The organism is Streptococcus sp. CF8_Ac1-9 (genome assembly GCF_024295565.1).
GTDB lineage: Bacteria > Bacillota > Bacilli > Lactobacillales > Streptococcaceae > Streptococcus > Streptococcus parasanguinis_X.
Genome location: NZ_JANCOY010000001.1, coordinates 234,552 through 260,191, shown reverse-complemented (window position 1 = coordinate 260,191; position 25,640 = coordinate 234,552). Strand labels below are relative to the sequence as shown.

Annotated in this window: 22 protein-coding genes and 1 pseudogene; 1 reads left to right on the top strand and 22 read right to left on the bottom strand. The window is 37.6% G+C overall.

Annotation, left to right across the window (positions count from 1 at the left end; all coding sequences use genetic code 11):
• Together NML76_RS01255 and NML76_RS01250 are read right to left on the bottom strand one after the other, a co-directional pair.
• Positions 1–339, bottom strand: a complete 339-nt coding sequence (locus tag NML76_RS01255; protein ID WP_049514815.1) for an ATP cone domain-containing protein — start codon at positions 337–339, stop codon at positions 1–3.
• 143 nt (positions 340–482) lie between these two features.
• A complete protein-coding gene (locus tag NML76_RS01250) occupies positions 483–1,088 on the bottom strand; it encodes a hypothetical protein (RefSeq protein WP_368077137.1) in 606 nt (201 codons plus the stop codon).
• Here NML76_RS01250 and NML76_RS10250 point away from each other — a divergent pair.
• Positions 1,078–1,125 (top strand): annotated as a pseudogene (locus NML76_RS10250) (hypothetical protein); the annotation flags it as partial. The gene NML76_RS01250 and the pseudogene NML76_RS10250 sit on opposite strands and share 11 nt — an antisense overlap.
• 8 nt (positions 1,126–1,133) lie before the next feature.
• Here NML76_RS10250 and dapA read toward each other — a convergent pair.
• The 20 genes from dapA to NML76_RS01150 form a co-directional block, all read right to left on the bottom strand.
• A complete protein-coding gene (dapA, locus tag NML76_RS01245) occupies positions 1,134–2,069 on the bottom strand; it encodes a 4-hydroxy-tetrahydrodipicolinate synthase (protein ID WP_254732484.1) in 936 nt (311 codons plus the stop codon).
• 139 nt (positions 2,070–2,208) lie between these two features.
• A complete protein-coding gene (locus tag NML76_RS01240; RefSeq protein WP_254732483.1) occupies positions 2,209–3,285 on the bottom strand; it encodes an aspartate-semialdehyde dehydrogenase in 1,077 nt (358 codons plus the stop codon).
• A 145-nt stretch (positions 3,286–3,430) separates the two neighbouring features.
• The gene (locus NML76_RS01235) at positions 3,431–3,982 is read right to left on the bottom strand and encodes a LemA family protein (protein WP_049492903.1); all 552 of its coding nucleotides are present in this window, start codon (positions 3,980–3,982) and stop codon (positions 3,431–3,433) included.
• Positions 3,979–4,980, bottom strand: coding sequence for a DUF3137 domain-containing protein (locus tag NML76_RS01230; RefSeq protein ID WP_045759476.1), 1,002 nt, complete (start codon positions 4,978–4,980; stop codon positions 3,979–3,981). The genes NML76_RS01235 and NML76_RS01230 overlap by 4 nt, the downstream gene beginning before the upstream one ends.
• A 285-nt stretch (positions 4,981–5,265) precedes the next feature.
• Positions 5,266–5,925: a DNA alkylation repair protein gene (locus NML76_RS01225; protein ID WP_061591199.1), complete on the bottom strand. Its 660-nt coding sequence runs from the start codon at positions 5,923–5,925 to the stop codon at positions 5,266–5,268.
• A 15-nt stretch (positions 5,926–5,940) separates the two neighbouring features.
• Complete coding sequence (cls, locus tag NML76_RS01220) at positions 5,941–7,515, bottom strand: cardiolipin synthase (protein WP_254732482.1); 1,575 nt, start codon at positions 7,513–7,515, stop codon at positions 5,941–5,943.
• A gap of 129 nt (positions 7,516–7,644) precedes the next feature.
• Positions 7,645–8,154, bottom strand: coding sequence for a GNAT family N-acetyltransferase (locus NML76_RS01215; protein ID WP_254732481.1), 510 nt, complete (start codon positions 8,152–8,154; stop codon positions 7,645–7,647).
• A gap of 155 nt (positions 8,155–8,309) precedes the next feature.
• Complete coding sequence (locus NML76_RS01210; RefSeq protein ID WP_254732480.1) at positions 8,310–10,088, bottom strand: ABC transporter ATP-binding protein; 1,779 nt, start codon at positions 10,086–10,088, stop codon at positions 8,310–8,312.
• A gap of 13 nt (positions 10,089–10,101) precedes the next feature.
• On the bottom strand, positions 10,102–11,838 hold the full coding sequence (locus NML76_RS01205) for an ABC transporter ATP-binding protein (RefSeq protein ID WP_254732479.1): 1,737 nt from the start codon (positions 11,836–11,838) through the stop codon (positions 10,102–10,104).
• 177 nt (positions 11,839–12,015) lie between these two features.
• Positions 12,016–12,438, bottom strand: coding sequence for a hypothetical protein (locus tag NML76_RS01200; protein WP_129299238.1), 423 nt, complete (start codon positions 12,436–12,438; stop codon positions 12,016–12,018).
• A 107-nt stretch (positions 12,439–12,545) separates the two neighbouring features.
• A complete protein-coding gene (locus NML76_RS01195; protein WP_155167727.1) occupies positions 12,546–12,995 on the bottom strand; it encodes a hypothetical protein in 450 nt (149 codons plus the stop codon).
• A gap of 108 nt (positions 12,996–13,103) precedes the next feature.
• Positions 13,104–13,556 (bottom strand): hypothetical protein, encoded by a 453-nt coding sequence (locus NML76_RS01190; protein WP_134974371.1) that lies wholly within the window; start codon positions 13,554–13,556, stop codon positions 13,104–13,106.
• A 241-nt stretch (positions 13,557–13,797) separates the two neighbouring features.
• Positions 13,798–14,694, bottom strand: coding sequence for a hypothetical protein (locus NML76_RS01185; protein ID WP_254732478.1), 897 nt, complete (start codon positions 14,692–14,694; stop codon positions 13,798–13,800).
• Positions 14,695–14,852: 158 nt separating this feature from the next.
• Positions 14,853–15,260, bottom strand: a complete 408-nt coding sequence (locus NML76_RS01180; protein WP_254732477.1) for an SMI1/KNR4 family protein — start codon at positions 15,258–15,260, stop codon at positions 14,853–14,855.
• Positions 15,257–15,832, bottom strand: a complete 576-nt coding sequence (locus NML76_RS01175) for an HNH/ENDO VII family nuclease (protein ID WP_254732476.1) — start codon at positions 15,830–15,832, stop codon at positions 15,257–15,259. Before NML76_RS01175 ends, NML76_RS01180 begins: the two co-directional genes overlap by 4 nt.
• Complete coding sequence (locus NML76_RS01170; RefSeq protein WP_254732475.1) at positions 15,829–19,245, bottom strand: ATP-binding protein; 3,417 nt, start codon at positions 19,243–19,245, stop codon at positions 15,829–15,831. Before NML76_RS01170 ends, NML76_RS01175 begins: the two co-directional genes overlap by 4 nt.
• Before the next feature lie 27 nt (positions 19,246–19,272).
• Complete coding sequence (locus NML76_RS01165) at positions 19,273–21,741, bottom strand: dynamin family protein (protein WP_254732474.1); 2,469 nt, start codon at positions 21,739–21,741, stop codon at positions 19,273–19,275.
• Positions 21,742–22,096: 355 nt separating this feature from the next.
• The gene (locus tag NML76_RS01160; RefSeq protein WP_049495673.1) at positions 22,097–23,308 is read right to left on the bottom strand and encodes a site-specific integrase; all 1,212 of its coding nucleotides are present in this window, start codon (positions 23,306–23,308) and stop codon (positions 22,097–22,099) included.
• Complete coding sequence (locus NML76_RS01155; protein WP_192832637.1) at positions 23,301–23,552, bottom strand: DUF3173 family protein; 252 nt, start codon at positions 23,550–23,552, stop codon at positions 23,301–23,303. The genes NML76_RS01160 and NML76_RS01155 overlap by 8 nt, the downstream gene beginning before the upstream one ends.
• 93 nt (positions 23,553–23,645) lie before the next feature.
• Positions 23,646–25,577, bottom strand: coding sequence for a DnaB-like helicase C-terminal domain-containing protein (locus NML76_RS01150; protein ID WP_049495668.1), 1,932 nt, complete (start codon positions 25,575–25,577; stop codon positions 23,646–23,648).
• Between the last annotated feature and the right edge of the window lie 63 nt (positions 25,578–25,640).

Below are 25,640 nucleotides of genomic sequence, written 5' to 3'. Positions count from 1 at the left end.
CTAGCGAATTTGCTCAAAATGCAAATGCACGGCGATATGATCACCATAGCCGCTCCGTTCCAAATCGCGTTGCAAGCGATAAGAAATGTAGTGTTCTGCAATGGTAATATAACCAGCACCAAGTAAACGGTGCTCAACCATTGATTGGATCATGCTGATGGTTGCGCGTTCTACTTGTGCTTCATCCAAATCCATAGCAACTTTCTTGGTCACTTGAGCTAGATTTTGTCGCAAATCATCTGTCAAAACATAGACCACTTGCGCAGCTTTCAAAATAGCTTGGTAAATTTTATCTGGGTTGAATTCAACCACTTCTCCACTACGTTTAATGACTTCCATCGGAGTCTCCTTTTTGTTTAAATTTTCATGAATACTCCATTTCCCTTAGAAAGAAATGAAGACCTACTACTTTATTATATAATTTTTTTGCCAAGAATCAAAGCTCTTTTCAGGACTTACTGTGCTTGATTAGATGAAAAAATCTAACGATCACTTTTTTCCATGACCACATCTTCTTTTTTATAGCTGTAGGTCAATCTCCAAATATGGTCAGAGACATGGTCCAAACGGAAGGTCTTCAAAATTTTCTTCAGAGGTAACTTCTCCATCTCTACTTTTCTAAGGAGTTCCACTAGTAGTTCACCACCAGCATTGACAGCAATCAGCTGATCTTCGTCACTATCATATTGGAGAAGGACTGTTTTAGTCGGTTTATAGAGAACATTATAGAGATTGTAGGCTCTATCAATTTCAAAATGTTTATCCTTGTCAGCTTCTCTTGAGTAGCGGTGTATTGTAAGGGGACCGATTTGAAAAGCCCCTGCTAAACTAAAAATGAATCCTAAAGCTGCTATCGATTCCCAAAGAAGATTGAGTAGCTTGGAATCGAAATCAAATATGAAATGAACGAGGAACAAAATAATCCCTGTTCCAAATCCAATTAAAAGTAAGAGAGCGCCGATGCATCCAGCTTTTTCGCCAGTTTTAATGGTCGGTTTATCATAGATTATCACACCATCTAACTTTTCAAGGCTATGACGTTCTTTAAATTTTTCTAGTTCTGATTTTTCTGAATCCGTTTTTTCCAACTCTGTTTTCTCTAACTCTGACATACATTCCTCATGACAATTTTATTAATAATCCGGACGAAGAACTCCCGTAATGATCTCTTTGGTAGCATGGTAATCCCCATCTACTACAACCTTGATAATGCGCTTCGCTTCTTCTGCCGGTGCTGGCACCAATGGCAAACGAGTTGGCCCTGCTTCAAAGCCCATATAGTTTAAGACAGCTTTGACAGGAGCTGGACTCGGATATGAGAAGAGAGCATTGACTTTAGGGATAAACTGACGTTGGATAGCCGCAGCCTTTTTAATATCGTTGCGTTCAATGGCTTGGAACATCTCATGCATTTCATCTCCATTTGTATGAGAAGCTACTGAGATCACTCCATCAGCCCCAAGGTTCATCGCATGGAAAGCATCTCCATCTTCCCCTGTATAGACGAGAAATTCTTCTGGCTTGTGTTCAATCAAATAGGCCATATTAGCAAGGGTTGTACACTCTTTCACCCCAATGATATTTGGGTGTTCTGCCAAACGAAGCATGGTTTCAGGCGTCATTTCCACAACCACGCGTCCAGGAATATTGTAGATAATAATCGGAAGATTAGATGCATCCGCAATCGCTTTAAAGTGTTGATACATTCCTTCTTGAGATGGTTTGTTGTAGTAAGGGACGATAGCCAATCCTGCCGCAAAGCCACCAAAAGCATCCACTTCTTTAACGAACTCAATCGAGTCGCGGGTTTCATTGGTTCCGACACCAGCGATCAAAGGAACTCGACCATTGACAATCTTTTGAACGGCCGCAAAGAGTTGCAATTCCTCATCGTGGGTCAGAGTTGGACTTTCTGCAGTCGTTCCAGCTAAGAGAATCCCATCTGTATGATGAGCCAAGAGGTGCTCGATCAAGGCAGGAAGAGCGTCAAAATTAATGCTCCCATCTTCATGGAAGGGGGTGATAAATGCAGTGATGATTTTACAATCTTTTAAATCATTATAAGACATAGAAAAACCTTTCTCTATATAAGAAAGAGGCTGGGGCTTGCTTGCCTTTGCCTCATGATCTGTTCATAAAACAAGTTGATTCGTTAGAAAGCTGAGGAAGAAATCAAACTCTTCGAGTTACTGATTTCTGTTTCGCTCCCTACTTCAACTCAAATTTCAATTCAGCTGTTGGACGTACGAGTCCACGTTCGTGAAGAGTTTCTGCGATTTGGACTGAGTTCCAAGCAGCTCCTTTAAGGAGGTTATCTGAAACAACCCACATGTGGATCCCTTTTTCAGCATCCAAGTCTTTACGAATCCGTCCAACGAAAGTATCGCGTGAACCGACCGCATTAACGGCTTGTGGGTAGATTTGGTGAGCAACATCGTCTTCAAGGACTGCACCTGGGAATTCTGCAATAGCAGCTTTCACTTCGTCAATTGGTGCCACTTCTTTTGTTTCAATGTAGACTGACTCTGAGTGAGCTGACAAGACTGGAATCCGCACACAAGTTGCTGACACGGCAATGCTATCGTCTTCCATAATTTTCTTAGTCTCGTTTGTCATCTTCATTTCTTCGTAAGTATAGTCATTTTCTGTGAAGACGTCAATTTGTGGAAGAGCGTTGAAAGCAATTGGGTAATGTTTTTTATCACCACCTGAAGGCAAGATTTCAGCTTTGACATCGCGTGGGTTGACCCCATCATTCAAGACTTCCTTCAACTCACGTTGGGTTTCAAGAATAGCTCCCATACCGGCACCTGAAACAGCTTGGTAAGTAGATACGATGATACGGTCCAAGCCCCATTTTTGACGAACTGGCTCAAGAGCGACCATCATTTGGATTGTTGAACAGTTTGGACAAGAGATGATTCCGTTGTGAGCATCAAGAGCATGTGCATTCACTTCAGGAACTACCAATGGGACATCCGGATTTTGACGGAAATAAGAAGTGTTATCAACCACTACTGCGCCTGCTTTTACCGCATAAGGTGCATATTTGGCAGATGTTGAACCACCAGCTGAGAAAAGAGCAATATCAACGCCTTCAAAAGCATCTTCAGTCGTTTCTTCGATGGTCACGTCTTGCCCTTTAAATTGCAAGACTTTTCCTGCAGAACGTGCTGACGCAAGGTAGCGAATTTTATCGATTGGAAGAGTAGATTCTTCCAACATTTTGATCATTTGAGCACCAACGGCACCTGTAGCACCGACAACAGCAACTGTGTATCCCATAGTAAATCCTCTTTCAAAATTTTCTAAAAATTGAGTATTTGTACCATTATACAATTTTTTGGCATAAATGAAAAGTACCAACAGCAGGAAAAAATCCTGATTCTAAGACCAGGATTGTTGATGGTTATTTATCATAAATAGCTCTTTAGTTCAGGTCATAGTTCAAGTCACTTAAATCTTTCTTACCTTGTGTTTCTTCAGCAAGAAATGGAACTTGATGGATCCCCTTTACACCTGCTACGATAGACGCCGGAAATGAAACAATTTCTTGATTGATGTGGCTGACATTACTGTTTACAATTCGCTTCGCTGCAGCAAGATCTTCATTTTCATCAGCAATTTCCTTTTGCAAGGCCAAGAATTGATTAGAAGACAAGAGCTCTGGATAGTTTTCACCGACTGCACGAATTTGTGCCAAGACATCATTTTGATTGGTAATAACTTGGTTGGATTCTTGAATAGTCGCTCCTTGGCGTAAAGCAACTAAATCAGTGAAAATCTGTTGCTCATGTTTGGCATAAGCTTTGGCTACTTTTAACATTTCCGAAATGGTATCATAGCGTTTTACAAGGACGATATCAACGGTTCTCTTTGATTCTTCAATGGTCACCAGATAGCGATTGAGACGATTTCCTACACTAATAAACCAAATAGCCAATAGGGCAACAAATATGACTAAGCCGATAATGAGATTCATGATGCTTCTCCTTCAAAAATTGCTGTTATTTCTTTAATTAAAGCTAGTTCTCTGCATAATTTATGATATTCAGATACCAAAGATAGTTGATCAATATCTTCCGGTTTTTGGGGCGTCGGAAAGATATAGCGATCGGTATACAAAGAAATGAATAGTTTCTTGTCTTTCAAAAACACACACATGGCATTTTGAGAAATTTGTCGATCAAACCATTCTAACATCTTAGGGGTGAGAAATTTTCGGGCAGACAGTTCATCCGTGCAGTAAATATTGTAATTCTCGTTATTGCGAATATCCTCTGTTTCAATCTGAACTTCATCTCCTCTGGCTCCAGGATAAACCCCATTCACCTCCCTCTTAAAAAGAAAGGATTTCTTGGTTGGCACAACCCGAAGATGACCAGAGAAATTGATCGGTAGACATAAAGAGAACACTTGTCCAAGGAAATCTGTAACTTCCACATGTTCCGTCCTCGTATGACCATTAGATGTCCGGTAACGAGTCTCTGTATGATGGGCATAGAGATTTGACACCGTCAGCTCTTTGTCATCATGAAATGATAGCTCTTTGAAACACAGAAAATCAGTCGACCGAGGACATAAATGCGAGAGAGCTTCAGAAGGGATGGAACCGTCCTCTTTGATCGAAGCCTTAGGAAAAACTTCCTTTAATACAGGCGACAAGATATCATCAAGATAGATTTCATCGTTCGAACGAATTCGATCCCCAAACAAGGCTTTTCTTTTTTTATATTGTGGCCAATAATACAAACCAACCACTAAAAGGATCAAAGGAATAGCTGCAAAACGCAATAAAATGAGAGACAGTATGGCGCAAATAATACCAAAAGATCGCAAAACATTCCACTGAAGATTGTTCTTCATCTGTTCTCGGATCAATCCGATGGCATCCTGAAATTGTTTGGAGTTTTCAAGCTCTTCAATTTTCTGCGAATAGTCTGTAGATGCTGAATCATTAGAATGATAGAAATCTCCCAATCAACTCCACTCCTTTCTGACACAAGGCACTTTACTATATTATAACACCAACATAACTTTGTAGCAACTGTATTATAATAGTTTTCAGTTCTTTGAAGGCACAAAAAAATCCTGATCCGAAGACCAGGATTCGAGGCACCTTTCGGTGAGAACAGCAGGTTCACACAACTGTTCAAGGTCCGCTCCTGCGTTACAATTGAATGTAGACCTCCTCAGCGCAAAAGGCTCCTAAGAGCCAATCGACTCATCGCATGAAACTAGTTTACCATGAACATCCACAAACTGTCAAGAAGGTAGGTACTTGCTTCCTTCTCGAATACTCAAAGGAGATAACTGCTCTCGATAGCGGTCGATAAAGGCCCCTACCCAATCCGGATTAACCTTGGAATAATTGCGTAAACTCCAGCCGATTGCCTTATTTATAAATAACTCGCTTTGACCTAGATTATTGAGGATCACTATTTCCAACAAATCCGTATCTGTTTTTTCTTTCCTCATAAGCTGGTGATCAATGGCAATCCGCCTCAACCAAAAGTCCTGCTCCTTACTCCAATCCAGCATAACCTGCTTGGTTTCTGGATAGTGAAAAGTAATTTCTCCGATGATAAGGTCCAATTGATCTATACTGTCCCACCAGGACTTGGTCTGAGCTAACTGTTTCAGCTTTGGAAAATCTTCAGGTCTAAGCTCTTTCTTCTTTTTATCCAGATAATCCATAGCAATATATTGAAACTCACGGTAAGGTTGATGCCAACACTCTTCCACAAAAGCCCAATTAATTGGATCCTTTATGAAAGGCTTAAAAAAATCTCTTTCAATCTTTTTGAGAATTGGTTTTTGAACGCCAAGAAAGCTGAATTTATTTTTCATATAAGCTTCCATTGCTGGGACTTTCTCTGGATCAGCTTGGTCTTCTAACAATTTCAAAAGAATTTTTGTATCCATATGATTCCTCCTTTTTTACATCAAAGGTCCAATCAAAGAAAAGAGATAACCCCCTAGACGATGTGCTATAGGAATTTTTGACAAACTTTCCAATGTTACTTCCTCCGAGAGAGACTGGGTTCTCTCAAAATCTTGTTCAATGTTAAGCACTTCCGGATTCTTATAAAGATATACGCCATCTTCAAAATTTTGATAAAGACTTCGGTAGTCTGTATTAATGGTTCCTACCACAGCTTGTTGGCTATCAGAAACATATACTTTAGCATGGACAAAGCCTGGGCTATAACGGAAAATACGGACGCCAGCATCCAAGAGGGCTTTAAAATAGGTCGTCGCAATATCAAAGGCATACTGTTTATCTGGAATCCCTGGCATAATGATCCGAACATCTACTCCTCGTTTGGCCGCGAAAGTCATAGCTCTAACCAATTCGTCATCCAAGATCAAATAAGGGGTCATGATGTGAACATAATCGGTCGATGTATTCAGTAAATGAAGATAAACATCCTCAGCCACTTTGTGATAGGTCAATGGTGAATTGCCATAAGGGAGTACAAAGCCCTGACTCTTTCTTTGTTGAGGTTTTTCTTGTAAATAGCGCTCCATATCCCTTTTATCTTCTATTCCAGTCACTGTCCACATGGTCAAAAAGAGAGCTTTTAGCGTTTGAACTGCTGAACCATCTAATCGAAGGGCCGTATCCTTCCAATGACCAAAGCGTTCTCGTTTATTGACATACTCATCAGCGATATTAACGCCACCAGTATAAGCAACTTGACCATCAATCACTGTAATCTTTCGATGGTCTCGGTAATTGTAATAGGTTGATAGAATGGGCTTGACTGGTGAGAAGGCCTGAGCTTTAATCCCAACCTTGTGCAAGCGCTCGATATAATCATAGGACAAGGTGGTCATCTCATTCATTCCATCAAACATGACACGAACGTCCAGACCTGCCTTGACCTTCTCCTCCAAAATGGCTAAAATCTCGCCCCACATGATCCCTTCGTCAATAATGAAATATTCCATGAAGATATAACGCTCCGCCTTTTTCAAATCCTCCAACAAGGCTGGAAGCATGTCATCTCCAAGTGGAAAATAGGTAACCTCTGTGTTTCTGTAGATAGGAAACTGGGCTGGACTATGCTCCAGAAAATAAGCTAATTTCTGTAATTGGCTATCACTTTGGGATAAATAATCAGCAACTTCTGGATCGGTGCTTAAATGGTCGGAAGCCTGCACTGTAGCATCCTCAAGCCGCTTCTTCAAGCGTCTCACACCCAAATCAGCTAACGAAAAGTAAAGCAGAGCCGTCCCAAAAATCGGAAAGAGGGCAATGATAATCACCCAGGACAGTTTGGAACGAGAATCCATGGAACGATTGAGCAAGTAAAAGAAGGTAAAGACACTCAACAAGTGTTCCCATAAGATAATGGATGGAAAATGCTCTTGTAGGCTGAGATATGAAATGACAAGAAAGGCCAATTCCAGTAAGAAGAACAGGAGAATAGGAACCTTTCGGTTAAGTAGAATTTTAGCCCATCTGGAGGGCTTTTGGGGTAACAGTCTAGCACTGCTTACTTGAGTCATATAGGCTCCTTTCATGTAGGGGAGACCATCACAACTTTCCGGTCTATTTCAGTAATTTTATTAGTATCGTTTTATCCTATGCAAAAGGTAGGGATAATTAGCTATTGTGATATACAATTGTCGTGGTTTCTACCGTATTTTCCTAACAGGCCCTTCTATGGTCTTTTGCATCCAGACGACATCATGCCATTTGTTAAACTTATAGCCAATCTTTGGGAAATGAGCGACTTGGACATAACCCCGCTTTTCATGCATAGCTATACTAGCATCGTTAGGAACTGCAATGCAAGCCAGAAAGCGTAAGTAACCTCGTGCTTCTAACTCTTCTTCTAAGGCAGTATAAAGGGCTGATCCAATCCCTTGTCCACGTGACTCTTTTGCTACATAAATAGACAATTCAGTGGTCCAATCATAGGCAGCGCGTGCATAATAGGTCGAGGCATAGGCATAACCCACAACTTTCCCATCCACTTCTGCGACCAAATAAGGAAATTGGGTCAGCGTTTTTGCGATGCGGCTTTCAAATTCCTGGACAGTCGGCACATCAACCTCAAAGGTAATGGCTGTCTCTGTCACATAAGGTTGGTAAATCGCTCGGATAGCTGCTGCATCGCTGAGCTGAACGGGTCGAATCATCATGGTGGCCTCCTAATTAGATTATACCTAGTATACCGATCTGCCTTCTCACTGTCAATGAAGAGAGGCAATGATCTAATAGTTTCATTTTTTGCAAAAGGATTTATATAGAAAAGAGGCTGAGAATCCTATCTCAAACCTCTTTTGATGACACGCGCTTATTCCGCTTTTTTATTTGAAAATTGGCTATTGTAGAGCTCATAGTAGAATCCTTTATCTGCTAACAAGGATTGGTGATTTCCTTGCTCGATGATTTGGCCATCTTTGAGGACAAGGATTTTATCTGCTTCTTGAATGGTAGACAAGCGGTGAGCAATGACAAAGCTAGTCCGCCCTTTCATCAAATTCTTCATCGCTTTTTGAATCAAGAGCTCTAAACGCGTATCCACAGAAGACGTCGCTTCATCCAAAATCAAGATTTTAGGATCCGCTAAGAGCGCACGCGCAATGGTTAGGAGTTGCTTTTGCCCTAGAGAAATATTGCTAGACTCCTGGTTCATTTCCATATTGTAACCACCAGGGAGTGTCCGGATAAAGTGATCGACATTGGCTGCCTTTGCGGCTTCAACAATTTCTTCATCCGTTGCCTCGAGATTGCCAAAGCGAAGGTTTTCTTTGATGGTTCCTTCATATAACCAAGCATCCTGAAGCACCATTCCGAATTGTTTGCGGTAATCTTGGCGAGACAGATGGCGAATATCATGACCATCGACTGTAATCGATCCTGCAGTCACATCGTAAAAGCGCATCAGCAAATTAATCAGGGTTGTTTTCCCTGCTCCGGTTGGTCCGACAATGGCCACCATTTCACCTGGCTTGACTTCTAGGTTGAAATCACGAATCAAGGGTTTGTCCGCTACATATTGGAAATCCACGTTTTTAAAGCTGACTTGCCCTGTCAAATCTCCAGAGAGGGTTTCTGTCACATCTGCTACTTCATCTGGTTCATCCATGACTTGGAAAATCCGGTCTAGAGACGATTTGGCACTTTGTAGCTGTCCTGCTAATTGGGTCAAGTTTTGAATCGGTTGGTTGATCTGCCAAACATATTGAACGAAGGCCTGCATATTCCCGACAGTCAAACGACCTGCTATCACTTGCAAGCCACCAAACAAAGCGATAATGAGATAGGTCAAATCTGAAATTCCATTTAAAATCGGCATCATTAAGCCAGAAATGAAATTAGCCTTGAATCCTACTTTTTGAAGGTGATGGGTAATATCATGAAACTCTTCCTGGGAAGATTTTTCCCGAACGTAGAGCTTAAGAACATTAAAGCCTGTTAAATTTTCTTGTACAAAGCCGTTCATTGCCCCCAAAACATCTGCCTGCTCTTTAAAGTAAGGCTGGGATTTTTTCATGATAAATCGAGCACTGAAATAAGTGATCGGAATGGACAAGATGACCACTAGCCCTAGCTGTATGTTTAAGTATAAGACCATGCTGATGACAAAGAGCAAGGTAAAGATAGCATTAACGATTTGTAAGAAGGACTGTTGCAAGGCATTCGAGACGGTTTCGACATCGCTAGTAAAACGTCCTAGTAAATCTCCGAACTGATGCCGGTCAAAATAAGAAACAGGAATGTGATTGATTTTATGAGACAAATCATTTCGCATGTCCTGAACGGTCTTTTGAACAGCATTGGTCATGAAATAGTTGGAATAATAAGACCCCAACTCATAGAGAACCCCACGGAATAGATAGAGCGTCATAATGATCGCGATATAGGAGGTGTTAAGACCAGCTCCCGCAAGGCCTTTTGCCATATCCATGAGATTTTTTGTCAACTCAGTAATAGCAAGCCCCAAAACAAAGGGTTCGACAACACTCATGACGACACTCAGGATTTTTAAGAAAATGGACAAGCAAACCTCCAAGCGATAGGCTCTCAAATAAGTCCATAGTCTACTAAAACTGTTTTGTTCTCGTTTCATCTGCTTCTCCTTTCTATTCTTCTGTTAATGATGGACTATCGAGCTGCGAATTAGCAATTTCGCGATAGATCTCATTGCTTTCCATCAATTCATCGTGGGTTCCTCGACCAACGATTTCCCCTTGGTCCAAGACAATAATTTGATCCGCATCCATAATGGTTCCCACACGTTGCGCTACGATCAAGACGGTCGCATCTCCTGTAACTTCTTTGAGACGCTTCCGCAAAGTGGCATCCGTCTTGTAGTCCAAGGCAGAGAAGGAATCATCAAAAATAAAGATATCGGGATCTTTGACAACCGCACGAGCGATAGACAAGCGTTGTTTTTGACCACCTGAAAGGTTGCTACCACCTTCTGCCAAATGCGTATCAAAGCGTTCCTCACGACTGTCGATAAATTCCTTGGCTTGGGAAATTTCAGCCGCTTGTTCTAGCTCTTGTACAGAGGCATCTTCTTTTCCATAACGAAGGTTCTCAGCAATGGTTCCTGTAAAAAGCAATGCCTTTTGCGGAATAAAACCAATCTTTTGGCGAAGGGCTTTCAGATTGTAGTCTCGAACATCCACACCATCGACCAAAATCTTCCCAAGTGTGACATCATAGAATCGAGGAATCAACTGCACAAGTGAAGATTTCCCAGATCCAGTCGACCCGATAAAGGCAATCGTTTCACCAGGTTTGGCCTGAAAAGAAATGTTGTGGAGAACCGGACTCTCTGTCTCACCTGGATAGGCAAAGGTGACATTGTCAAATTCCAAATAGCCACGAGATGCTGTTTCTGTTACACCATTCTCATTCGGATCGATCGAAATGGGCATGTCCATGATTTCCTTGAGACGACGGCTAGAAACCGCAGTCCGAGGATACATGGTAAAGAGATTGGCTAAAAAGAGGAAAGATAAGAGCGCGTGGAAGCTATACTCAATAAAAGCAACCAGATCCCCAATTTTCAAACTACCGTCATGAAGAGGATCCAAAGCAAACCAGACAATCGCCACAATCATAGCAATGATGATCTGCACAAATAAGGGCTCTGTCAAACCAGTTAGTTTGAACAATTTATTCGAGTTTTCTGCGTAGACTGCATTTTCAGCCGCAAATTTCTCTTCCTGGAATTCTTCACGGGCAAAGGCACGAATCACACGAAGTCCAGTCAAATTTTCACGTGCAAATTGATTAAGATGGTCAAGGGTCTTTTGTTGCTTCTCAGAAAGTGGACGTGTCTTGACTGCTACATACCAGACAACGACAGCAAGAAATGGTACAGATACTGCTACAATCCATGCTAGAGAAGGACTGGTTGTCAGAATCAAGAGAACGCTGGAAACCATCATCAAGGGAGTGATGACACCCATCTTCAACATAGAATCCGCAAACTGCATCAAAACAAAGGCATCCGAAGTCAAGCGAGTGACCAATGACGATACCCCAATTTGCTCATACTCGCGATGCGAATACTCCTGTAACTTAGCATAGAGGTCATTGCGCATATCGCGAACCATGGTGGTCGTTAGCTGGCCAACCGCGTAAGACAAGATAATCCGACCCACAATCCCAAGCAAAATGATCGCAAACATGATCCAGCCCCAGAAATACAGCCGATCCACATCACGCGGGTTAATCCCCTCATCAATCATGCGAGCTAGAATCGTTGGCAAGCCCAAATTGACAATAACAAACAGGACCGCTGAAAATAGATTCAGGGCTAGCCACTTGGGATACTTTTTCAAGTAGGACCAAATATAAAGCATAGATGATTCTCCTTTTCCATAAATAATAACCTTGATCACACAGAAAAGAGGGAGCGAGACGAAATCATTTTCAAAGAAAATCATTCCTGCCCCAGTCCCATCTGTAGTCTCATTAATTATACCAAACTAGTCATAAAAGTAAAGCAAAAGAGCAGGTTTCCCCGCTCTTCACTTGCATTATTTCGTGCGTTTGAGTTTAGCATTTTTAAGAATAACAAGATTCGCTTGGTCACTAGAACTTAATTTAGATAAATCAAATGTCAATTCATCACCTTTGATGTTGTATTTCAACTCCATATCACCATAAGAACGTTTTAATGATTTTTCCTTTTGATCAACTTTTAAATCCAATTTTATTGGTACTTCATTACCAGCCATCTTCTGAATAATTTTTAATTCCCCTTTTGAATCTTTAATAGTCAATTCAATGGTAACTTTCGCATCTTTCAACACTTCAGATTCTGAATCTTGCCCCATTAACTGATCTATATTCGTCTCCATTTTGTAGGTCCCATTATCACTTTTAGCACCACAAGCTACTAACAGAACAACTGCAAAAATAGCAACAATACCTAACATAAGGCGTTTAACATTTTTCATAATCAATCTCCTAATGTATTTTATAATCAGATTTTACCATTATTTTAATACTAATTCAAGATATTTTAAAAAAAGAAAAGAGCAGGTTTCCCCACTCTTCAGTCGCTTTATTTTGTGCGTTTGAGTTTAGCATTTTTAAGAATCATAAGATCCCCTTGGTTGCTATTACTTAACTTAGAAAGATCAAATGTCAAATAGTCACCATCGACCTTGTATGTAATCTTTTCTCCACTACCATCATTTGACGAGATTGTTTTCTCTTTTTGATTGATTTTGACATCATAAGATCGCTCATTCTTTTGACCAGCGACTTCACCCGCGATGCTGAGGGTTCCTTTAGAATCTTTGATCTTAATAGAAACTTCAAAATTAATAACGTCTCCAATAGACTCTAATTGACTACCTGATAAGCCTTGCTCCTCAAGAATTTTCTTGAGTTCAGTTTTTGATGGTTTGTAGACATAAGTCCCATTATCACTTTTGGGACCACATGCCACCAATAGGACGGCTGCAAAAACTGCAACGAAAGCTAAAAGAATACGTTTAATATTTTTCATAATCAATCTCCTAATGTATTTTATAATCAGATTTTACCACTATTTTAATACCGATTCAAGATGTTTTAAAGAAGAAAAAGAGCAGATACTCTCTGCCCTTCTATTGTATTATTTTGTACGTTTGAATTTAGCGTTTTTGAACATTTCCAAAGCGGCTTCATGACCTGAACTCTTCTGACCAGATAAATCAAAAGTGAACACATCGCCTGAAACTTTGTATTTAACCTTCTCACCTTCACCTGTTTTAGATTGAAGAGTTTTCTTTTGTTGGTCAACTTTCATATCAAATGATTGGTCAGTCTTTTGTCCCATCATTTCACCTTTAATTTTAAGGCTACCTGTTTTATCTTTAATGGTCACTGAAACTTCCAATTTAACATTGTCGATCAATGCATCTACACTTGAACTTGGAGCACCTTGTTCTTCAAGGATTTCCTTCACTTCAGTTTTTGATGGTTTGTAGACATAAGTCCCGTTATCACTTTTGGCACCACATGCCACCAAGAGGACTGCTGCAAAAACAGCTACTACAGCCAAAAGAATACGTTTAAAGTTTTTCATCAGAAATCTCCTATTTTGTTGATAGTAGTTATTATATCAAAAAAATAGAAGTCTAACAACATAATAAATTAGTAAGGACTTAGATAGTAATAGTAGAAGAATATTCGGTGGAGGCAACACTATCCGAAAAAAAAGGTATAAATTTGATAAATACAATAAAAATCAGGCTTTTGACCGGTTCAATACCTATTTTCTGGATACGCAAAAAGCAGATAGCCCTATACTATCTACTTTTTATATGTTATTTTTGACGTTTGAATTTTGCATCTTTGAATAAAGCAAATGTTTCACTATCATCTGACTCAAATTTACTCAAATCCAACGTCAAAACGTCACCATTAATCTTATACTTGACTTTATCTATTCCACCTTCTGCTGATTCAAGAGTTTTAGTCTTTTGATCAGCTTTCAGGTCAATTTTTTTCTCTTTACTTTCTTCAAGAGCTTTCATTTCGATAATCATCTTAGCTTTTGTATCTTTAATTTCGATCGTCATTCTCAGTGTGAGTTGATCGGAAAATTGATTCAGTTCGTCATCAGTAGCTCCTTGTTCTTTTAGGATACTTTCTATTTTCTCCTTATCTGCATTATAAACGTATTTTCCATTGTCGTTAGCTATAAAACTCTGAGATGTAGAACTCTTAGATTTAGAATCCTTAGATGTACCTCCCTTAGATGTATGGGAACTTGATCGTTTGAATTTTACAGATTTGAGGAATGTTGCCGTATTTTTATCACCAATATCAAGGTTAGGATTTTCAAGCGTTAAAACATCACCTTCAATCTTATATGTTATCTTTTTCTCAGGATCCTCTTCTGACCATATAATTTTATTCTTTTGATCTACTTTTAAATCCACTGTTTTTTCTTGGTCTTTGCCAAAGATACTAACTGAAGCAAACATTGTTCCAGTATTATTCTTAATTTCAAGTACCAATTTAATTTTTAGCTGATTAACGAAAAGTTTGGCTACACTATTAGTCTCAGTTTCTTTTTCTACCATTTCTAGGATTTCTTCTGATGTAGGTTCAAATACATAGACACCGTTATCGTTAGAGCCAGCCCCAACGCAGGAGGCTAGAAGTAAAGCACTAAAAGCAAACAAAACAATAAATACCAAACGTTTAAAATATTTCATAAATAATCTCCTTTTTACTAATTAAAACTATTTGATAAAAAATAGAAGACAAAACCATCATAAAATAGCAAGTTTATGATGAGACATAATAGCTAAACAGATGACTTCAATCTTAACAATTTACTGGATGTGAAATCTAGTTTAGATAAAAATCCTCACTATTTCTCTCTTTCTAAACATTCCTCAAGATACTCTACTATACTTGGATAGATTTTTTTACAGCTTCCATATTGCCATTCGTAAACAGAACCTTTGGTATCAACTAAGATTAGAAGGCCGTCAAATCCTAAATCTTCAAGAATAAACATATTTACTGGAAAATCAGGATAGGTTTCACGAGCATCAAGGGTTGATGTTACAACATTTAAATAATCTGGTCCATTTAATCCCTGCCATTCAACTCCATAAAAAGTGACAAGTCCAAATCCTTTTAAATATTCAATGAAGTCAGCTGGAAATTCTAGTAATAACTTATTTTCTGCTTCCACTATCTGTTCATTACTTGCACCTTTTGTATAAACTAAGTCTGAAATTTTTTTCAATTCATTGGTAACATTTTTTATCATAGTTCTTCTCCTCTCATTCTCCAATATTCTGCTTTTTCTTTTCTGAATTCTCCTCTATCAATTTGAGATAATTGAGGTGGAACTTCATGAAGACTACTAAAGTTACTCTTATGTTCATTGAAAGTTAATTCTGCCAATGGAGAGTCCTGTCTTTGACCGATATGATGTAATTCGACTGGTTTACCATCTGCTAGAGGAGCCTTACCATCAAGCATCCGCTCCTTGTTCGTTTTTCCTAAATCATCCTTTGCATTGTAATCGATATCTGTTCTCTGGAAACAAGGTCTGCCATTTACATCCTTTTCAACTAAATTGGAATCTTTATAAACGCTTGCCTCCTCTTTCCATCTCATGTTATCAACAATATTTTTCGACCAACCCGTCTCAGATATCAACTCCTGCTTATCACTTCGTCCTAGTGGAGTTTTTTCATAATGCGAAATATCGTTTAATTTTGCACTTGCTTCATTGTTCACTTCTAATCTTTGTTTAGGATTGAAGGAAGATGAGCTAACATCCTTTTTAGGAACTGTTTCTTTCAAATCTGAAAGACTCATTTTATCGATACTCACAATAAACCTCCTTGTTGTCTCCACTCCTCGAGACTTGCATTATTTTTTAATTCATTTACGTATAACTGAGTCAAAATGGCTTGTATGATATTTAATCTTACTTGTTGTGTTACCGGTCCTTCTACTACTTTATTGAACTCATTCACTATATCTGATGTAATAGACTTTTTATCACTATTCTTCATTTCTGCGTCCCGTGCCTTATTTAAAAGACTTGGATAAAAGTTTGAGATGATTGGGGCGATTCTTACCATGTCTACTTCATAAATTTGCTGACGAAGTAGTTTCAACACCTGATAGATGGTTTTCCCACTTATAGATGCCTGGAATAAATCCTGTTCCAACTTTTCTAAGTTCATCTGTTCAATTGTTCCATTTCCAGTTAAATATTTACTAATCGTCAAATAAAGGTCAGCAGATGAATTTAACTCTATTTCATATTCCGGTCTATACTGGTAAACCTCGCCTCCATCGTCAAACTTATCAACCTTACACAAGACTGGCTGAATCCATTCATTTTGATAAACAGCCGCTACTCCTTTTGGTAATCTTGCCAATTCAAGGATTTGATCATCGTTTAGATTAGCAGATTTACCGACCAATTCTCTATCTGACCAATCAGGAAGTCGCATGATAATCTTTGTATTGGTATTTCGTATGACGGATAAATCCAATAGACCAGGCGCTTGGTCAGCAATGATAAATCCTTCTCCATAGGTCCGCATTTCAGCAATCGAGTTTGCTAGCATTTCAACACTTTTTCCGATAAGATTGCTAGATTCCGAAACTTGCTCTGTAGAAGTTCTCTTTAGCAAATTATGCGCTTCTTCCAACACAGTTAAGTGGCGCAAGCTTGAATTCATATCTGCTTGAGACATTCTATATTCTTGTAATTTCAAAACAAGAATCCCCATAATCAATGACTTGGTCTCACTAGAGCCGACCCGACTGAGATCAACAATGACATTTGAATTGAATAATTGATGATTGGACAGCTCCTCTTGTGAGAAAATCAAGCCATTTATTCCATTCGTAAGTGATTCAATACGTGTAAGCAAGGAACCCTTATAAGCTCCTTTATTTTCATTATCGTACTCGCTAGAATCAATAATTTCTTTAATGTTCTCAGCAACATCTGCAAATGTCGGATAGATGTCACCAAATTCATTTACTGACTTCATTAAGTCCCATCCACAGTCTATATAAGATTTTTCAACTGCTTTTTTTAACACGGCAGGCATAGCAGCATACATAGGCCAACAAACATTGAAAATTTCAATTAGGCGATCTAAATGTTCGAGGATATGCGTTTCCTTTGTAAAACTAAACGGATTCAATTTTAACAATGGGGTTAATTGTGGATTTGTTCCATATACAGCAACATCTTCATCCTTCCCAAAGATATTTTTGTATTCTCCTTTAGCCGGCTCTACAACAAGAAACTTAATCTGATTTTCTTTAGCTTCAGCTAAGAGTTGATAAATTGTGTTACTTTTACCGGATCCTGTACTTCCTGTTATAAATACATGAGAACTTAAGGAGTCTTGAGTCAACTCAACTGGAACTGTTTCCTCACGATTCATATGGAAGATATTGCCTAATCGAATTTTTTGTTCCTTATTTTCTTCCAAATCATAGGAAACAATATTTCTACCGAATTCTGTGCATTCAAGTATCGGTAAACCTGGAATAGATTTCTGAGGAAAGTTCAAAGAATAGGCTAACTCTTGGCCAGATAAAGGAACGGTCGGCGTGATGACTGAGGGATATACATAAAATGTTGCATCTTTTTCTAATAGATTAGGGTTGAGTCCAAAAATTGGGTGACGCAGATCCCTAATGTAGGTTACAATTTCTTCTGTATCTCCACTTTTTTCCCCCATATCTCCCCGCCAAAGATTCACGGAGGATTTACTCATATAGGACTCCTCACCTTGTGTCAATGCGAGATAGGTATGGGCCACATTGTTAGCAATGTTCTGATCTTCACTAAGGACATAGGCTGCAAAATCCCACATTCCTAATGCAGTCCCTTTTTCAAAGCGTTTCATTTGTTCATCTAGAACTGTTAAAGCATGCTGGATACTGTGGTTCATAAAGAACTGAGTAATTCCTTCATTCTTACCAACTGAGGCAGTAACGTTAGAAGCACGCGCAAAATTTGCTCCAATGTTGGTACCTAAATTAATCCCTTTAGTTGCCCCTACCGTTTTACCCAAGGTTTCAGAAATGGCCTTGCTAGCTGTTTTGGTCAGTGCTTTTCCAACTGTCTTGGTGATAGTTTTGCCAACTGAATCTGAGACGGAAGTTCCACTTATTATGGAATCGCTCTTGTTTATATTACCTCCAACACTAGCAATTGGGGTAGTCAAACCTCCATTGACCGCTTTTGAATTAGTTTGTGATTTTCCTTTATTTATTCCACTAGTATGACTCGTATTGGTTCCATCTGATTCTCCAGTTGAATCGGTAGTGGAATCACCCGTAGTTTCTGTTTGTCCGGTATTCTGATTTGTTGCCTGGTTTTGACCTTGTTGGATGCCTGCGCTAGCGCCGATATTGACGCCAAAGGTCGCCATAGAGGTTGTCGCATCTGATTCTGTAAAGGTATAGTTGGTCTGCCATTTTTTAAAAGGAGCTAGAGCTGAATACAATTCAGATAAACGAAGTTTGTGATTTTCTATGTTTTGAATAGGATTAGCCAAAAGGATCAAAGTATAGTCTTGACTAGGATTTTCTGGAACAATCCCGTCGATTAGTTTCTCGATCGTTTGGCTGATAAACTTCTCTGACTTAGTTGTCGGAAGGTTGGAAACTGTAGCCACAGAGTAAGGTTTTTGATGATTCAAACAAGGAATACGACCTCGTCCAACTTCCTCACTGACTGTTGACCCGGGGAAATTTCCTTTTATGGCTTCAAGTAGACGTCTTCTATAATTTTCAACATTGACATTATCATTAGCATTTTCAGTATTTACGACTGCAAGATAGACTTTGGTATTGGTACTTGTACGATGGAATACCAAGGCAATATTACAGCGCTCATTAGAAAGGACTTCGTAGACATTGACCAATTTCTCAAGAGAGTTTTCTTTCTTATCCGTCACCCACTTCGTAATATTGAGGTAACGAATGTTATAGGAAGGATGAAATTCATCTTCGTATTCAGTAGTACTTTCTAGCGGTACATAGAGCTCTTTTATTTGATCTAGGTAAGAGTTAAATACCTCTACACCACAAGAAGCCAACAATCTATTGGTTAATTCTTCATCGCTAACATTTGGTTGATCAGCAAGATACTTTTCCTTTTGCTTTTCAACTGCTTCTAATTGTTCAGGACTTAGAGCAGACAATTTAGCCACCTTGTCCGCAGCTTTTGCTCCCGCTTTGTTAATTAAATTTTTTATCCCCATAACTTTTCCCTCAAATTAGCACTTCACTTATTTCCAAGATATCATCCGTTTGATTTGAGTGACGTAGGCTGTGATTTGCTTTTGCTGAATCTCCAAACTATAAATCTCTCTGCTTATCTTTTCAATTTTCCGGTCCAGTTCTTTTAATTCTGGACTAAATTCAATAATATTACTTTTAATTAGGATACCTAAATCCTGTGTCCAGTTATAAAATTTTAATTCGTGTTCCGAACGAATGGTATCGCTAAATTCTGTCAATTTCGCTTTAAATTCTTTATTATATGTATTTGTTAAACCAGAAATATTAATTTTATTTGACTTCAGTTTAAAATCACCTATTCTAAATATATAACTTAGTTCATCACGATTAAATTTTCCTAAATCAAATCTTTCAAAATTAATATCTTCATAAGAAATAATCATATCTGAAATTTCTTTTATTTTCTCTGGTTCGAGTTCCAAATCTCCAGCAATTACTTTTTCCAATTCTGTGCGAACATCACTAGTAGCATTTAGCCAAAACTCTTTAGAAAATAGATTAAAACTTTCTTTCGCTTTAATCAACCGATCACTAAATTGTTTTTTAACGTCATCCAGAATTTCTACAGAAGCTTTCTCCTCAATCTTTCTCCGTCTTTCCTCAGATGATTTAAACTGTTGAACCGCTTCATTAAATTGTCCCTTTAATTTACGTAGTAAATTAGTTCCGTCATGACTAGCTTCTACTACTATTTCAGGATACTCCTGAGAATACTTTTCATAATAGTTAGAGTATAGGGATTCAACGTTTTCTTTTTTCAATGACTGGGTCAAGCTTTTAATAAAACTTGCCATTTCTTCAGGGTACCTAGTTGTATGTCCTCCTCTTTCTTTTGAAATTCTTTCATCAATAGTAGCTAACGTGCTGGCTTTTTTATCATCTAGTTTGTTTTGTAACTCCAGTTTTCTACCGCTCAGATCAACATTTTTCTCATCAATTTCTTTATCTGTAATAACAATCAATCGATTTAAAGTCTCTCTGGCTTGTTGACACTTATCATAATGTGAATATTTAATAACAAAATTCTTAATCGCATCTTCTATGGTCAACAGTCCACTGTTCGCATAAATGCAATTTTGGTTCACTTCAGCTGATTTTATCATGGACTGTTTCATCTGAGGAGGCACAATATTGAAATCGAATAATCTCTTATAATAATCATTACTAGCATCAGAGTATTTTGCTTTATATGTATCATATAATTCCGAATAGAATTCCCCTTGTAGCTCTCCATTTAATTTTGATCCCAAGCCAAGGATAGAAGAAACATAGAAAATACCTTGAGCATATAGCTCTCTCGGAATAGACTGATTCATAATCTTATTTCTAAATGATTCTTTTTGAAATTTTCTTAAATTAATATCAGCACTTTCTGCCTTGTTCACCACAATCATAGTGAAACGGCTATCTAACCCAGAAACCTTCTTTAATTTATCTTTTAGATTGTCATTATCAGTACTGTCCATCGAACTACTATCTGTTACAAAGATTGGTAGTCCATTAGACATTCCTTTCATAGATTTATCCAGTACATCAGAATGTTGGAGGTTTGTAGAAGAGTTGGACCCAGGAGTATCAAAAATGGCTATTTGATAATTAACCTCATCAAGAGTACTTCTGCCAAAAGGAATTTCAATTTCAATTAAGTCTCCAATTTCACTATCGGAATAATCATTTAATTCTTCCAATATGATATGGACTTTTTCAATGATTGAAGATACCTTTTCCTCATGGATAGCAAGGTTAATAGAATCAATTAGTTCATCTTCAACTTCTAAACTATCAAATACTAACTTATCAGCACGAACCTGAATTCTGACTTCTTCACCCTTAAACGTAAATCGAACACTAGCTCTATCTTTTTGATTAGTGGAGGATAATTTATAAACCTTTGCTGTTACAGGAGTTTCAGCACTAGGGAGTAACTCACAACCAATTAAAGAATTAATAAATGTTGATTTACCAGCACTATAAGTCCCTAAAACACAAATTGGAACAATATCGTTTGAAGCGTCAGAGAACCGTTTGAGCTGCTGTTGAATCTCTCCACTCTCATCCTCAATGTTCTTTGTGATGAGTGGATCTAATTTTTTAAAAATATTATTAATTTCAGGCAAGACATCACGAGCATTTTCCAAGTAATTTTCTGTCTTTTCTAGTTCGATATTCTCAAACTTAGTATCAAACAGTAGATTCTCCAATTCTTGAAATTCATCATCACTTCCCGAAAAACTAATAAGAAGTTTTTCATCAGGCACCGAATATTCAGCAATAATTTGATTTACAATTTCATACACTTTAAACGGAAAAAAACCAGACTGAAATTCGTTACTAATCAGTTTACTGTTTGCATTGGTATCTTGATCAATCGTTACCCAAGAATTGAATTGATCACTCCAGCGTTCAAAGATAACCTTCTTTTCGTATGGGTTACTAACTATTTTAACTTTATTCATCAAATTAACTCCTAAGACTTTTCGTTATGACCAAATTATATCATAATATGATAAAAATTGTGAATTGATTCTCAAAAATATTATTTGCCAAATAAAACTAAATTCTACTAGTCTTCTAATTATATTGGAGGATTATTAAATTATAATACGGCAATAGAGCCAAAACAAAAAAAGATGATTATATCTATCGTTTTTATATTATTTGATCACAATTCTAAGTTTAACTTGAAACTAGTGCTTATACTTGTACAAAAAAAACCGAGGACTAAACCTCGGTTTTGATTTTGATTGGAAACTCTATTATTTAAGAGTAACTGAAGCGTCGTTGCTTTAGTTGTTCTCACACAGCTATTTTTTACTTGGTTTCTTTACTTGGCGGGATTGTGGCGGGACTTGCAGTTAGTCCGAGCTCTCCTAACACCTCTGTTATTTCAGCACCGCCAGTAACAATCTGTCTATCATAGAAATGAGAATAGGTGTTTAGTGTTGTAGCTTTGTCCGTTCTTCCTGAACGAGCCGAGACATACAAAACATCTTTTTTTAGAACGTTTATCATAAATGAATCATGACTATGACGTAGACCTTTCCCAGTAATAACCGGAACCTTAGCCACTAGTGCATGCCTTTTTAACATTCTACTTAAGGTAGATTTGTTCATGGGAGTGTTAAACCGTGCTAATACAAAATTATCTTCTCTATTATACACTTGTACAGTTCTCCAATTTTGCAACACTTTAACAGTTTCGTCATCTATTTCTAAGAAACGCATTCCTGCCCTTGTTTTTGTCTGCTCTTTTCGAACGTATTTCCCATTCCCTTGATATTCGAGGGTAGACTGAATATGAATAACCTTATTTTTAAGATCTATATCAGACCACTTTAAACTAAGACCCTCAGAGACTCGCATCCCCGTCATAAAATAAAGCCAGATAGCCGTATAAAACTGCCTCTCTTCATAAACTGTCTGATCAAAAGTTTTTAATACCTTATCAAGTTCCTCTACAGTCCAAAATTCAGTTTTCGGTTTTTCTCCTTTAGGATTGTCTAACTTTCGACAAGGATTATTTTCGATGTATTCCAAGCGTTCTGCATAATTTAAGCACTTCTTCAGTTTACACCAAAGTCCTTTTGCGTAGTTTGGAGAGTAGTCTTCCACTAAAGATAATCTAAAATCTTCACATTCCCTAACATTGATTTCAGACAATTTTTTGTCAGCAAAAACTTCAATAAAAGTCTTATACTGAGGATAAGCAGTTTGATAGGTTACGGGCTGAACAGTTTTCTTATAATAAGGCAAATAAACATCTTCCATAAATTTTGAAAATGGAATATCTAATTGTGGCCTATTTGCACTGGCACTAGCTATTTTAGCATTGTATTCAGTTCTTATCCTACAGACTTCGTCAAAGGCTTGCTTTTCTGTTTTAAAATCAATTCCAAATTGATCTTTATAAGATTTAACCCTAAACCTCTTTCGGTCACCCGTAGACGGATCTACACTGAATTCAACCTCATAGTAAATTTTTCCTTTCTTATTTCGACTTACGCATTTATATTTTTTACTCATTTTGTTCCTTTCTTTCAGAAAGCAACTTAAAGCCGAGTAATTCTTCTACAATATACGTAGGAGCTAAATTAAGACGAGAATTATCAAATGGTGATTTACTTAATTCTACCACATTATTCGATAAAGCTCTAGATTCTTCAAATTGTCGAACAGCAATTAACTTTGCTTGTCTTATAATATCCCGTGCCGTATGTTCAGGAAAACCTAATTTCATTAATTCTGTATGATTTATTGTTAGCATTATCTCTTCCTTCTAATTCTTAATTACAGAGATTTCCATCTTTTGATAAGGCTTAGAATAGTTCAACAAATTAAATCATTAACCAATAGCCATAAACTACTTTTCTTTAAAATAATTGTACATCGCATAATAGTCAAATTCCATTTTAATGCCGGTTCTTCCATTACGATTTTTTAAAACTACTAACTCAATTTCTCTAGGATTTCTTGATTTCGCTTCATTAACGTCAAAGCTATCTCGACCAGTCCCCTTAAGTTGAAGTCCAATCAAAACATCGCTAGAATACTCGATTGCACCGCTCTCCTTGAAGGACTGCATACTGACAATAGATTTGTAGTTTTCTCTATTGAAAGAAGAGATCACGATTAATGGAGTTTTAAAGTCTCGACTAATCCTTTTCAATTCTATTACCGATCTGTCTGTGTTTTGTTTTTCAGTAAATCGTTCATTCACTGGGTATAGAATCTGTAAATAATCAATAATAACAACGGGTACTTTTCCAGTATATTTGATATGGTCTTTTACAGTATTTCGAATACAATTCACACCAATAGGTCCAGTACCTTCTACAATGTAAATATTTTTGCAGTATTGCGAGTAATTTTCTCCAGCTTTTTTAATCAAATCAATCTCTGGGTTGCTGTAACCTGAATATCTACTCCCCTCAGTAATTCCTCGTGTTGTTTTTGCATTTCTGACATCACTATTAGAGGCAATAGATTCGATAACTGTGTGACGACTAATACTTTTACTAATTATTTCCCATCTAGACATTTCAATACTAAAAATCAAAACATCAGTTCCCTGTGCTGCAATTTGATCAGCAATCTGAGTTACAAATGTTGTCTTACCAAGAGAGGAAATTGCACCAACACAATATAAGCCTTCGTAAAGACCACCTTCTAATAGGTCATCTAAACCTTCAAAATTTGTTTTAATACATGAATTATTAGAACCATTCTTAATATCATTAAAAAACTTCGGAAGATGAATAGCTGTTGAATTTTCAAGATACCGCTCTTTTTCACTTTTGGTTTGATTGATTGCATTTTCTACCATTTTGTTAAATACTCCTTTATTTTTCACTAACATTTCGTTAGGATCTTTTACGTCATCAATAGTTAATTTGAAAGAAATAAATTTTATTTTCTTACTTCTAAATTGCTCTGCTAATTTTAGTTCAGCCTCTCTCCCCTTTTCGTCTTGGTCCAATGAGAGAATGAATGTACGATCAATTTTTAGATCAGAAACAAGATTAATTAATTTATTTATATTTCCAATACTACCAAGTCCTACTGCCTTTCCACCAACTTCAACGATGCTCATGGCATCTATTTCGCCTTCTACAATAAAAATTGGATCCGTAGATTTTTTGAAGAGTTCGCTTTTATTAAAAAGATCGCTCCCTCCCACTTTCTGTTTCATATAGTTCAATTGAGGTTCGGGTACAATATCTCTTGTATCACGAGCAAAATAACAACTTTCACTTAAAGGAATAATTAACCGAGGTGTTTCAGGAACATTAGGATTAGTCACATGGGGATGCTTCCATTTTTTTACGTAACCAACTTTAAACCGTTGGACTGTTGAAAAACTCAACCCTCGTTTAAGAAAATAGTCAGTTTCACAAAGATGCTTTATTGCCTCATTATAAAAACTTGAATAATTATCTTTTTTCTCTTCTCCCTTTAAAGGAAAAACAGCATTGTAATTCAAATATTCACTCTTCTGGTAATTGAATCCATCACATTCAGTTGATAGATTAAACAACTCTCTGACACGCTTCAATTGATCCTTAAATTTATCAAGTCCTTCTACATAGCCGATAAGATCAAAGATATCTCCACCTCTATCGCAAGAGAAACATTTCCATTGCGTTTCATCGTAAATGTGAAAAGCACCAGTTCTGTTTCTTCCTTCACCACTGTGGCAAAGAGGGCAAATATATGCTCCCTTACCACCTTTACGACTTGGTTCAGAGATTTGGTCAATGTATACTTTCAAATAAGATTTTTCTTCTTCAAACATATTTGTACTCCTTTTTTCATTGCCAGTAAAAAAATAAAATCCGGATTTTTTTCTTTACAGGCA